Here is a 12,246-nt window from a genome sequence, read left to right as displayed (position 1 = left end):
ACTACTTAACGGAGGGATAAAAATGGAACAGGCTTATTTCAGTTCGGAAGTAGCAAAAAGCCTTGGAATCGGCGCAAGCACGCTTCGAAAATACTCGTCGGCCCTCGAGTCTGCCGGCTATCACTTTGATAGGGGATTAAATAACTCCCGTGTTTTTTACCAGAAAGATATGATAACAATCCAGCGTCTGCTGAAGCTTATGCACGAACAAGACATGACCCTTGAAGCCGCCATTGAATTAGCGATGAAAATGGTCCCTGAAAAGAAGGATGAATCACCAAAACCTGATCCTGCTCTTATCGGAAACAATGAACTGTATGAACGGATCGCCCGCCTTGAACAGCAGCAGGAAACATTGATTGCAGTCAATAAAGAACTCGTGAAAGAACTCGCCCAACACCAAAGATGGATGAAAGAAAAATTGGAACATCAAGAAATCGCTATCCGCGACCGCCTGCTGTTAAACGGAATGCAGCCCGCTCCTATTAAAAGAGAGCCGCCGAAATACCGCCTCCCTTCTTTATTTTCCATTTTCAGTAAGAAAAAGGACGAAGCCACTTTTAATTAAACGGCTTCGTTTTTCTTTGAAGGAATCCTTAAAAGTTTGTCGAATAATGTGTTAACATTAAGATAAACATTAAGATCTAAAAAGGGAGTATTTATATAATGAAAAAAGCAGTCTTTTTTGATTTAGATGACACACTATTGAATGACCGTAAAAGCATTCAGACCGCATTTGATGTAACATGCGGCGATTTAGAACAAAAGTATGGTGTAGATAAGGATACGATTGAAGAATCTGTGCGGCATGCAGCGCGAGAGCAATATCAACAATATTCTTTCTATCCGGTCACACTGCACCTCGGGATTAACCCGTTTGAAGGTCTTTGGGGGAATTTTGGCGATGTCCACCATACGCTGCTGCGCGAAATGGGAAAGGATATCGCTGACTACCAATACAAATCGTGGGAAAAGGGCTTAAAAGCAGTAGGAATTGAAGGCGCAGCTGACTGGGCGAAAGAACGCTTCCGGGAAGTAAGACGGTATTCTCCGTTCCTATATGATGAAACACTCACTGTACTTGATCAATTGAAAGAAAAAGGCTTCCGCCTGTTACTTTTAACAAACGGCGCCCCTTCCCTTCAATTAGAAAAACTGCAGATGACACCGGAGCTTGTGCCGTACTTTGAACATATTCTAATCTCTGGAAACTTTGGATTCGGCAAGCCTGATCCATCCATCTTTACTCATGCGCTAAAACTGATGGACTTATCGCCTGAAGAAGCAATCATGGTAGGAGATAATTTAGGAACTGACATTCTTGGTGCAACTCGTGTTGGCATGGATTCTATTTTTATTGACCATGGCGATGGCAGACAAGTAGAAGGTGCAAAACCTACTTATACGGTTCAAGCACTTCGCGGAGCCGCGGACGTTCTTCAAACATTAACAGAAGCTTAATGAAGTTCAACATATAGACAACGTCTCATTCATCTATTCTCAGGCTGATTAAAAATGTTTGCCTTTCTTCTCAACAGGGTATAGAGATAACAACATCCCTTACCGTACATAACAGAGAAGAAAGACAAAGGAGAGAGTGATGATGATCAGCCATTTACAAGAAAAGAGACAGGATATCCATGTATATCCAGCTTCAAAATTAGATATTCGTGTCTTTGATGAACAAGGTTGTTTCCCATTTAAAGAAATAAATTTGTCATTCAAATGTATATATGAAATTCACGACGAGACTTTGCGGACACCTCTTGAAAAGGCAGAAATATTCGAGCAGCTGCTGAACATTCCTAATGAATGTGAACTGTGGATTGTGCCGGTCCAAACAGAAACCTCCGCCATAATAAAGTCGATTAAAGACGAAAAAACAAGCTCTTTATTTAATATGCTTGCTGCCATCAGAGACAACATGCAATTTGATCGAACGTTTATTGTTGCGAAAAGCGACAGTGCATACGACATCTGCACTTGGTTAAGAGAACTCGACTATACAATTATTGAGAAAACAGAAGATGAGTTACAGCAAATACAAGTCACTTTTTAAAAAAATGCCAGGATCATGCCTGGCATTTTTTTAATTAATGGAACGTCTTTCCGTTTGAATGATCGAGTTTCGGCTGATTTGCAGACAATATATCCGGATTCGTCAACACTTCAATCACGGCCGGCCGGCCGCTCGCTCTTGCTCTTTCTAATGCGGGTAGAAAGTCTTCATTTTTCGTCACTTGTTCCCCATGGCAGCCGAATAATCTAGCAAGTTCAGCAAAGTTAGCATTGGACAGCCCTGTAGCAATGACTCTGCCGGGAAATTGTTTTTCCTGATGAGCTCTGATTGTTCCATACATATTATTATTTACAACGACCGCAATAACAGGAATTCCAAAACGGACAGCCGTTTCTAACTCCTGTATCGTCATCATAAAGCCGCCGTCCCCGGAAAAGGAAACGACCATTTTATCCGGCTGAGCGATCTTCACACCAATCGCAGCCGGCAGCCCATACCCCATCGCCCCTGATGTAGGACCAATATAAGTGTTTTCACAATCAAAACGGTAATAGCGCGAAAGCCATCCAAAAAAATTGCCTGCATCACTTGTCAAAATCGCATCTTTCGGGAATGCCCTCATGATATCGTACATCATGCCGTCCATATCGACGTACTGTTCGGAATAATCCTTTGGCGCAGTGGAGAAAGCCACATATGCTTCGTTCAGCTCTTTCACGATCAGCTCTTTCTCTTCATCCTTCACCGGCGCCACAAGCTTTAGTGCTTTTCGCAAAAATTGTTTAACATCGGCTGTAATGCCCAGTTCAGGAGAATACACTTTGCCGATGCTGTCAGGAGAAATATCCACTTGCACGAGCTTTGTCTGTTCGCCAAGCAGCGTATAGTCTCCAGTTGTTACTTGGGATAAACGAGTGCCTAATGCCACAACAAGATCGGACTGTTTAATATAATCAAGCAGCCCTTTTCTCGTACCGAATCCAAGCCAGCCCGCATAATGCGAATGACTGTTAGGAAACGCATCGAATCGCCGGAAACTCGTGGCAACCGGCACACTCATCGTTTGGGCAAAACGAACGAGCAAATCAGCCGATTTCGTCCGCGTGACTCCTCCTCCCGCAATAATGATCGGACGCTTAGCTCCTTTGATCTTCAGAAGTGCTTCCACGACGGACTCTTCTGAAGGCAGAGGTGCGCGTTCATGCTGCACATGCTGTTCCATGTATTCAAATGTATCTTCAAGCATGTCATGAGGCAGTGAGACGACAACTGGACCCGGCCGGCCGGACCTGGCCATATAGAACGCCCGATGAAGCAGTTCTGGGATTCGTTCGGCCGACTCAATTTCTACGGTCCACTTGCACAAATGGCTAAAGAAAGAGGTAAACTCAACTTCTTGAAAAGCTTCCTTTCCTTTAAATGGACGTTCTACCTGGCCAATCAATGCGACAAGCGGTGTAGAATCCTGCATAGCTGTGTGCAGACCAATGGCCAAGTTTGCTGCCCCTGGTCCGCGCGTCGCCATGCACACCCCTACTTCTCCCGATGCTTTTGCATAGGCCTCTGCCATAAAAGAGGCGCCTCCTTCATGGCGGGTTGAAATTAACTGGATAGATGGATGTTCATACAACGCATCAATGACGCCAAGGTAACTTTCACCAGGCAAACAAAAGGCTTTCTTCACCTTTTCTTTCTCCATCACCTTGACGACGGCCTGCCCTCCTGATACTTTGACCATTTTCATTCCTCACTTTCTGCTTAAGTGAAAATGGGGCCATTATTTCATCCCCTTTATAGGACAGCTCCATTTTAATAAAAATATGCGGCCATTCGGCAAGTTATTTATGCAAGTCCACGGAACTGCCGCTGCGAAAATGAAACAAGCAGAAATGCAATCGCGCTTTTTGCGAGACACTCCTGCTTGTTCTTCTCCATAATTAATATACGAAATTAATAGTTATCAATTTGTGCGCGCTGGATTTTACCGCTGTAGTCTACATATACAGACTTCCATTCTGTATATACATCCAATGAAGCGACCCCTGAATCACGATGGCCATTTCCTGTTCCTTTTGTGCCTCCAAACGGTAAATGAATCTCCGCACCTGTTGTCCCTGCATTGACATAGACAATGCCTGTATCCAAATCTCTCATCGCTTGGAACGCGCGGTTGATATCTCCCGTAAAAATAGAACTTGATAAGCCAAATTCAACACTATTATTTACTTCAATCGCTTCCTCCAGACTTTTCACCGGAATAATGGAAGCAACCGGCCCAAAAATTTCTTCCTGAGCGATTCTCATATCTGGCTTTACATCAGTAAATAAAGTTGGTGCATAAAAGTTCCCTTGATCCAAACCGTTTTCAGTGAGGATCTCACCGCCTTTTAACAGTTTCGCTCCCTCATCTTTTCCGATTTTTACATATTCGTGGATTTTTTCAAGAGATGAACGGTTAATGACAGGACCAACATCCACCGATTCATCCAGACCATCGCCGATCTTTAATGTTTCGATGCGTTTTAATAACTTTTGTTCCAGCTCCTCCTTCACGGACTCATGCACAATAATTCGGCTGCACGCTGTACATCTTTGCCCGCTCGTGCCAAATGCACTCCACACAATGCCATCTACCGCAAGATCAATGTCTGCATCTTCCAAAACCGTCACGGCATTTTTGCCGCCCATTTCAAGTGATGTGCGTTTTAATAGCTCACCTGCACGGCCATTGATTTTTTTGCCTACTTCGTTAGAGCCGGTAAACGAAACGATATCAACATCAGGATGCTCCACGATCGCATTTCCCACCTCACTTCCGGAACCATAGACAAGATTCACAAGGCCTTTCGGCAAACCGGCTTCATCGTAGATTTTCACGAATTCCCCAGCTAAGAACGGTGTTTCAGACGCTGGCTTCCATACGACCGCATTCCCTGTCACAAGTGCCGGCAGCGACTTCCAAGAAGCGATGGCGATCGGGAAATTCCAAGGCGTAATTAATCCGGCAATCCCCACTGGCACGCGGACACTCATCGCAAACTTATTACGCAGCTCGGAAGGAACCGTATCACCAAACATACGGCGGCCTTCACCTGCCATATAAAAAGCCATATCAATCGCTTCTTGAACTTCCCCTCTCGCTTCCGCAATGACTTTTCCCATTTCCTTCGTTAAAATTTGAGCAAGATGCTCTTTGCGTTCTTTTAACAAGTAAGCCACTTTATATAAAACATCCGCACGCTCAGGAGCCGGGACGTTTCTCCATTTCTTCTGTGCTTCTTTGGCTGCCTGAACCGCTTGATCGACATCTGCTTTTGTAGAAACGACCACTTCCCCCAATACTTGACCGTTGACGGGATTAGTGTTTTTGGTGTACTTTCCTGACTCTGATTCTACCCATTCTCCATTAATAAAATTTAAGTATCTTTTTACTTTTGTTCCTTTTTCATTTCCTTCTTTTACTGTTTGATTGTTCATTACACATTCCCCTTTCTATTCTTTGTTATCGTCAGCTCTTTTTTCATACGGTTAATCGCTTCTTTCAGCCGTTCCGTCGGTACAGACAGCGAAAGCCGGAAGTATCCTTCACCAGATGGGCCAAATGCGTTGCCCGGGGTCACAATTACTCCTGTTTTTTCCAGAACCATATTTGCAAATTGGGCTGATGTATATCCTTCTGGCACAGACGCCCAAATAAAAAACGTGCCGCGCGCCGGTTTTACATGCACACCTATATCTGCTAACGCAGCTGCCATGAATTGCATCCGTTCAGCATAGATTCGATTGCTTTCCTTCACACACTCTTGACTGCTTATTAATGCATAGGCTGCCGCCTTTTGGATCGGAGTAAACTGTCCTGTATCGGTATTGCTTTTATAAATCGATAATGCCTTAATCACATCTTTATTGCCGACAACGTAGCCAATCCTCCAGCCCGTCATGCTATACGTTTTCGATAAAGAGCCGAATTCTACAGCGACTTCTTTTGCTCCTTCCGCTTGTAAAATACTTGGTGCCTGATAGTCATTAAACGTAACCATGTGATAGGCCGCATCATGAGCAATAACGACTTGATGTTTTTCTGCAAACGACACAGCCTTACGGAAAAAGTCAACGGCTACAGTAGCTGCCGTCGGGTTGCCTGGGTAATTTAAAAACATAAGTTTAGCTTCATCAGCAACAATTTCAGGAATATTCTGAAATATGGGCTCAAAGTTGTTTTCTTCTAGCAGCGGCATTGTATATAACTGTCCTCCGGCAAGAGAAATCGCCATACGATAAGGCGGATAGCCCGGGTCTGGTGCTAAAACAATCTCTCCCGGATCAATCATAGCCGGCACTAAATGGGCTAGTCCTTCTTTTGAACCGATCAAAGCTAAAACCTCTGTTTCAGGATCTAATGTGACATTAAACTGCCGCTTATAAAAGTCAGCCACTGCCTGTCTAAATTCCAAACAGCCAATGAAACTTGGATATTTAAAGTTTTCAGGATAAGCCATCTCTTCTATTAACTTATCCGTTATATGTTTTGGAGTAGGCAGATCTGGGTCTCCGATACCTAAATCAATCACATCCACTCCCGCTTCTTGCATCATTCGTTTCTTTCTGTTAAATTCAGCAAACATATATGGCGGGATTTGAGCGATTCTCTGCGATTGATAGCGCATGAAAAATGATCACCATCCTTTCGAATTTGCCCCATTCAATTAGAAAACAATTCCATACATTTACTTTAACGCTATTCACTCTTATAAGCTATGGCCTTTTTATAGAAACATGCCTCAAAAATAACGATAAATATCTATACATTTTCCCCGAAAGTGCTCTTCCTCAAAGTAAACTTCACTTTCAGTGCAAGCTTTTCCTGCTTACATTTGTAAAATAATGAAGATTTATGAGGTTACAAAAAAAGACGCCGTATGATGTAACAGCGTCACAGACTGTAGACAAACACCTTCAGTCCCAATTCTTTATTGAACCAGCTGATTCTGAAACGCATAAATAACAGCCTGCGTCCGGTCATTCACTTCAAGCTTCGATAAGATATTGCTGACGTGTGTTTTTACGGTTTTCAATGAAATGTATAGTTCATCCGCAATGTCTTGATTCGCTTTTCCTTGTGCAATGAGCAGCAGCACTTCTCTTTCCCGATCTGTCAGTTCTTCATGCAGCGGCGCCTTTTGTCCTTGCCGCATACGCTTCATCATTTTCCCTGTTACCTCTGGCTCAAGCACCGTTTCGCCCCTATACGTTTGACGGATAGCCTCGGCAATGACACCCGCTTTTGAGGTTTTCAAAAGATAGCTGACCGCTCCAGCTTCAAGGGCCGGATATACTTTTTCATCATCAAGAAAGCTTGTGACGATAATGATTTTCGCCTCAGGCCACTTTTCTACAATGCGTCTCGTTGCTTCAATTCCGTCCATGTTTGGCATAACTAAATCCATTAAAATAATATCCGGCTTCAGTTCAAGGGCTGCAGCTACAGCCTTTTCTCCATCTTCTGCTTCCGCTTCCACCTTCATATCCGGCTGCGCCATCAAATAAGCAGATACGCCGATGCGCACCATTTCATGATCATCTACGAGAAGAACCCTTATCATTCGTTTACTTCCACCTTTTCTTCTAAATTTTCTGTTTGTGTTTGATCTGAATGATGCTGTACAAGCGGGACTTTTACTTCCAGCTTTGTTCCTCGTGATGGCAATGAAACGATTTTTAACGTTCCACCCATTTCCATCGCCCGCTCGCGCATGTTTTGCAAGCCATAAGAACCGATTTTTGCTTTTTCTGTATTAAAACCTATTCCATCATCACTAATGCGTAAAATAACAAACCCGTCACGCCAGACGTTCAGTACATCGAGCCGGCTTGCCTTCGCATGGCGCAGCGTGTTAGAGATTGATTCTTGAACAATTCGAAACAGGTGATCTTCCATTCCGCGGTCTATGCTGATTTCCTCCGTCGTCCAATGAATAGAGAGGGGGACTTTTTGTGTCAGTTCAACGAGTAAATCATCTATCCCTTCCTTTAAAGACTTTCCATTTAAAGGGACAGGCCTTAAATGTAAAAGAAGTGCCCGCATTTCTAATTGTGACTGCTGAATCATTTCCTCCACCATCGCCAGCTGTTTTGTTTCGATTAAAGGAGCTTCCCCTCGGTTTTCATTAATCGCGGACATCATCATAGAAGCAGCAAACAACTGCTGCGAGACGGAATCATGAAGCTCTCTGGCAAGTCTCTGCCTTTCTTGCGACACCATTTCCTGAATGAGTGTCTCCTGGCTTTCTGCCTTTTCTCTGGCTAAACGCCGGGCAGTTTGTTTTTGTTCGGCAACTACACGTTCAAGTTGTTGAAACTTTTGCTCCATACTTGAAAGATCAGCTGTCAGTATCTTTCCTTTCTCTTCAGCGTCTTTTCCAGAGATAAGAGACTCGAGCCGCTGATCAAGTATTTTCAAAGAGGTCCACTGTCCCCACCCGTATAATGTGCCAAACAGAAAAGCCGCTCCCACTGCTGCTACAGCTAGAAACACAGCAAAAGGAAGATCAAACAGCTCTTTTGCGAAATAAGATCGCCACGATAACTGTGGAAAGCTGACTTCAAATGCGGCGATGACGACTCCTACCACAAATAAAACAGCTAGAAATACTTGCCTGATCTGTCTCACGAAAATGTTCATACCCTGTTCACCTCCACATCGCCAATCATAGTGGAAATGAGAAGGACGATCGTTGTTTCTGCTCCTTCCTGCTCGCTATAATGTTCATCTTCGAAATACAATGTATCATTCCATAAAGGAACCGGAAAGCGCTGAAACAAATAGGCATTTCCTGCGAGGGTTGCAAATCGGATGCGCACAGGAATTTCATAAGGAATATCCACTTTCACTTTTCCAATCATCTGCCTAATGGAAACAATGACCGTTCCCTTTGGCAGTACCGTATTGCTTACATCCACTGTAATATCACCGAGCATCCCTTGAATGTGGATGTCCTTCCACTCGTATGAATGCTCTGGTGTAGATTGAACAGAAAACAACTTATTTTTTAAAAAAGAGTGCTTCATCGCTTCACCCGGTTCCATTGATGTGGCATTTCCCTCATCCAATGAAAGCGAAAAGCGGGTTGGTTCCTTTTTCGATTGAAAAAAGCGGTATAGCGTGTAAATAAGGCCGGCAACAACAAGCATCCGCAGACTGCTCATACTGAGAATCATCACACCGGACACAAATATTCCAAACCAAAATAACAGTTTGCCAAACCAGCTCTCTTTCCACTTCTTACCAAAATAAATCATCGCTATTCCGAAGAAGAAGGAAAACACAAAATCATCACGAAAAAACGTTGCTTCAATTAACACAATAATGAAGGCAGCAAGTAAAAACACAGTCAGCAGGTCCGTTCTTTTTAATGGTGACATTCTTTTTCCCCCTTCCTCGAAGCAGCCTGGCCGTTCATGAGAACAAGGCCGTCCTAAAAGCAGCGGACAACTAGCTTTTGGGCAGCCTAAAATTGTAAACATAGTTTAGTAAGATCTCTTCGTTATATACTACTTTTAACATATATGAGTAAGAATCAATTGAACGTTCTTCTCTTTAAAATAATACACTCCCCAATTGTTAATCATAGCACGTTTATGCCTATTGTGCGCTCTTTTCTTTTTGCTGAAATTGCCGCTCCAGCTCTGCCAGCCGGGCATCCATTAAAGTGGACTCGTACCGTTTGTTCACTTTTCCTTCCAATTCATCAATATACTGTTCAAGCTCCTCGAATCGGCCAAATGGACGATTCGCTTCTGTTCCTTCATCTAATACTTTGCTCATACTGTAATGGGCTCTTGCCGCATTTTCGCGCCCCATCAGTTCGAGACGGCGGACATCCATATCCTTCAGTTTATGTTTCATCTCTTCCGCCTTGCTTTCAAGCTTCATGATTTGCTCACTAATGATCGCAAGAGACTGCTGCAGACGCATGGCACGTTCTTTATACACATCTGCTTCACGTGCCGCAAACTCCTCAAGTTCTGTTTCCCCTGCTTCAGCAGCAAGTACAGCCTGCTTTGCCCGTTTGTCCTGCATACGGACTGCTTCCTGCCATTGGCACTCGAACTCTTTTTTCAACAACCGCTGCCTGTCTAACAATTTCACTACTTTTTCCGTTTCTTTCTGCGCTTCCCGCAAATACTGATTCAGCAGTGCAATTGGATTTTTCTGCTCCTTCTTCTCCACGATATCAAATAGCTCTGCTTCGATGGTACGCTTCATTCTTCTAAAAATCCCTGTCATGTCATTCTCTCCTTTATCCATTCAATTTTTTCAACTGATTCCATTGTTTTTCGAAATTCACAAACGGATCGTCTTCCTTTGTTTCTGTCACGGACACATGATCGTCTTCCTGCCACTTTTTATATACGATGTAGAGAACACCTAAAGCGGCAACTCCTAGAAGTGCCGGCACATTGCCAACAGCAGCGAAAAATGCAATCACTCCTGCCGCCCCCCAAAAGAACTTAACTGCTTTGGAATCGGCCTGTCTGTACTGTTTCCACGATACATACATAATAGCAGCACAGAGCGCAAGTCCAAGAACAGGTCCCGCACTCGCAATCGCCACTAAAGCCGCAAGACCTCCAATGCAAAATAGCATCACCTTTTTCATTTATTTTTCCTCCTTTCGAACTCTTGAATTTATCTTAACTCGCTTCGCCCCTTCTCATAACGAGCCCTGGATGGAACTTCTTCTCAGACTTAAGACGGAGAATGGCGATTCACTGTTGATTTGCCTATTATAGACATTTATGATAAAATGAATGACATTCAGTCACTACTAACGGAGGGATTTGATATGCGGGAAAAAAATGATGGGAAATATAATAAAATTCTTCAAGCTGCTATTGGGGTCATTTCCGAAAAGGGACTGGACCGGACATCTATCACAGATATTGTCAAACAAGCCGGTGTGGCACAAGGAACATTTTATTTGTACTTTCCTTCAAAGAAAGATTTAATTCCTGCCATCGCAGAGGATTTACTTAGTTTAACTCTAGAAAAAATTAAAAATGAAACGAACCAAAAACACGGCTTTTGGGAAATTGTTCAAACACTTATTCATGAAACGTTTGAACTGACAAAATCCTATAAAGATGTGATCGTTTTATGCTACTCTGGTCTTGCTATTGTTCACTCCATGGAAAAATGGGAGACCATTTATACCCCTTACTACAGCTGGCTGGAAAAAGTATTACAATCAGCAGTCAGTAAAGGAGAAATCATTTCTAGCTTGGATATTAACTGGACGGCACGGCTCATCATCAACGTAGTCGAAAGTGCGGCCGAACGTTTTTACATTGCCGAAGAAGAAGGGGATGTAACTGCCTGCAAAAAAGAAACCTTTTCTTTCTTGCAGCGGGCATTGTCTAAGAATTAAGTATTGTCTACGCTTGGAACGTCTCATTCAACGTTCCTTTTTTCTCACAAAAAATGAATGACATTCATTCATAATAGAGGTGTATAGATTGAATTGGTTTATTGTTTTACTTGCAGGTATGTTGGAAGTCTTATGGGCCACGGGCTTAAAATATGCGGACTCCCTGACGGATTGGGTCGTAACGGTTTTATTGATCAGCATTAGTTTTCTTCTGCTGATTCGTTCGTACAAAACGCTCCCACTCGCAGCCGCCTACACTGTTTTCGTCGGTATCGGCACGGCTGGAACGTATTTCATGGGTATTTATTTAGGCGAACCATTCTCTTTCCTTCAGCTGCTTTTTGTTACTTTGTTATTATCGGGAGTCGTCGGCATGAAATTATCTACTACTACAAAAGCAGATCAAAATGGAGGTAACTGTTAATGAGCTGGATTTTGTTAGTTCTTGCCGGCCTGGAAGAAGTCATTGCTACGATTGCAATGAAATACGTGGACGGCACAAAAAGAAAATGGCCAATTGCTATTATGGTCATCGGCTTCGCTTTCTCTTTTTATTGTTTATCTAAAGCCATGCTGGAGCTGACGGCTGGCGTGGCGTACGCTGTATGGACCGGCATCGGTACCATAGGTATTGCGATCGTCAGTGTCATCTGGTTTAAAGAAAAGTTAAATAAATTCCAATTCCTGTCACTCACGTTTATCCTGTTAGGTGTAGCAGGTCTGAGATTTACTTCTTAATTCGAATCGAAACCGCTTGAAAGCGATGACTTTCAAGCGGTTTTTGAGTTGTTCCGGCGC

The 12,246-nt window shown here is 43.3% G+C and carries 14 protein-coding genes; 6 read left to right on the top strand and 8 right to left on the bottom strand.

Going from position 1 to position 12,246, the window contains the following annotated elements; genetic code table 11:
* Positions 1–22 precede the first annotated feature (22 nt).
* From QYG89_RS11510 to QYG89_RS11500, 3 genes are all read left to right on the top strand, one after another.
* Complete coding sequence (locus QYG89_RS11510) at positions 23–568, top strand: MerR family transcriptional regulator (RefSeq protein ID WP_404317408.1); 546 nt, start codon at positions 23–25, stop codon at positions 566–568.
* 98 nt (positions 569–666) lie between these two features.
* Entirely contained in the window at positions 667–1,461 is a 795-nt protein-coding gene (locus QYG89_RS11505) for an HAD family hydrolase (RefSeq protein ID WP_404317405.1), read from the top strand.
* A 139-nt stretch (positions 1,462–1,600) separates the two neighbouring features.
* Positions 1,601–2,059: a hypothetical protein gene (locus QYG89_RS11500; protein WP_404317402.1), complete on the top strand. Its 459-nt coding sequence runs from the start codon at positions 1,601–1,603 to the stop codon at positions 2,057–2,059.
* A 34-nt stretch (positions 2,060–2,093) separates the two neighbouring features.
* On the opposite strand, the gene QYG89_RS11495 is transcribed toward QYG89_RS11500, so the two are convergent.
* From QYG89_RS11495 to QYG89_RS11460, 8 genes are all read right to left on the bottom strand, one after another.
* Positions 2,094–3,764 carry a thiamine pyrophosphate-dependent enzyme gene (locus QYG89_RS11495; RefSeq protein ID WP_449727745.1) on the bottom strand — a complete coding sequence of 557 codons (1,671 nt, stop codon included), beginning with the start codon at positions 3,762–3,764 and terminating at the stop codon, positions 2,094–2,096.
* A 206-nt stretch (positions 3,765–3,970) separates the two neighbouring features.
* The gene (locus QYG89_RS11490) at positions 3,971–5,497 is read right to left on the bottom strand and encodes an aldehyde dehydrogenase family protein (RefSeq protein WP_404317397.1); all 1,527 of its coding nucleotides are present in this window, start codon (positions 5,495–5,497) and stop codon (positions 3,971–3,973) included.
* Positions 5,497–6,687, bottom strand: a complete 1,191-nt coding sequence (locus QYG89_RS11485) for an LL-diaminopimelate aminotransferase (protein WP_404317394.1) — start codon at positions 6,685–6,687, stop codon at positions 5,497–5,499. Before QYG89_RS11485 ends, QYG89_RS11490 begins: the two co-directional genes overlap by 1 nt.
* Before the next feature lie 303 nt (positions 6,688–6,990).
* A complete protein-coding gene (locus tag QYG89_RS11480) occupies positions 6,991–7,623 on the bottom strand; it encodes a response regulator (protein WP_404317392.1) in 633 nt (210 codons plus the stop codon).
* On the bottom strand, positions 7,620–8,702 hold the full coding sequence (locus QYG89_RS11475; RefSeq protein ID WP_404317389.1) for a sensor histidine kinase: 1,083 nt from the start codon (positions 8,700–8,702) through the stop codon (positions 7,620–7,622). Before QYG89_RS11475 ends, QYG89_RS11480 begins: the two co-directional genes overlap by 4 nt.
* Positions 8,699–9,442, bottom strand: coding sequence for a cell wall-active antibiotics response protein LiaF (gene liaF / locus QYG89_RS11470; RefSeq protein WP_404317387.1), 744 nt, complete (start codon positions 9,440–9,442; stop codon positions 8,699–8,701). Before liaF ends, QYG89_RS11475 begins: the two co-directional genes overlap by 4 nt.
* A 220-nt stretch (positions 9,443–9,662) precedes the next feature.
* A complete protein-coding gene (locus tag QYG89_RS11465) occupies positions 9,663–10,307 on the bottom strand; it encodes a PspA/IM30 family protein (RefSeq protein WP_404317384.1) in 645 nt (214 codons plus the stop codon).
* A 13-nt stretch (positions 10,308–10,320) separates the two neighbouring features.
* Entirely contained in the window at positions 10,321–10,680 is a 360-nt protein-coding gene (locus tag QYG89_RS11460) for a lmo0954 family membrane protein (RefSeq protein ID WP_404317381.1), read from the bottom strand.
* Between the two features lie 186 nt (positions 10,681–10,866).
* On the opposite strand from QYG89_RS11460, the gene QYG89_RS11455 reads away from it, so the two are divergent.
* The 3 genes from QYG89_RS11455 (at position 10,867) to QYG89_RS11445 (ending at position 12,186) form a co-directional block, all read left to right on the top strand.
* Positions 10,867–11,448, top strand: a complete 582-nt coding sequence (locus QYG89_RS11455) for a TetR family transcriptional regulator (protein ID WP_404317378.1) — start codon at positions 10,867–10,869, stop codon at positions 11,446–11,448.
* A gap of 88 nt (positions 11,449–11,536) precedes the next feature.
* The gene (locus QYG89_RS11450; RefSeq protein WP_404317375.1) at positions 11,537–11,872 is read left to right on the top strand and encodes a DMT family transporter; all 336 of its coding nucleotides are present in this window, start codon (positions 11,537–11,539) and stop codon (positions 11,870–11,872) included.
* Positions 11,872–12,186, top strand: coding sequence for a DMT family transporter (locus tag QYG89_RS11445; RefSeq protein WP_404317372.1), 315 nt, complete (start codon positions 11,872–11,874; stop codon positions 12,184–12,186). The genes QYG89_RS11450 and QYG89_RS11445 overlap by 1 nt, the downstream gene beginning before the upstream one ends.
* Positions 12,187–12,246: the final 60 nt, after the last annotated feature.

The sequence above is a fragment of the Bacillus lumedeiriae genome (genome assembly GCF_044891285.1).
Lineage (GTDB): Bacteria > Bacillota > Bacilli > Bacillales > Domibacillaceae > Pseudobacillus > Pseudobacillus lumedeiriae.
The sequence above is the reverse complement of the archived record's forward strand: the minus strand, read 5'-3'. Positions and strand labels throughout refer to the sequence as shown.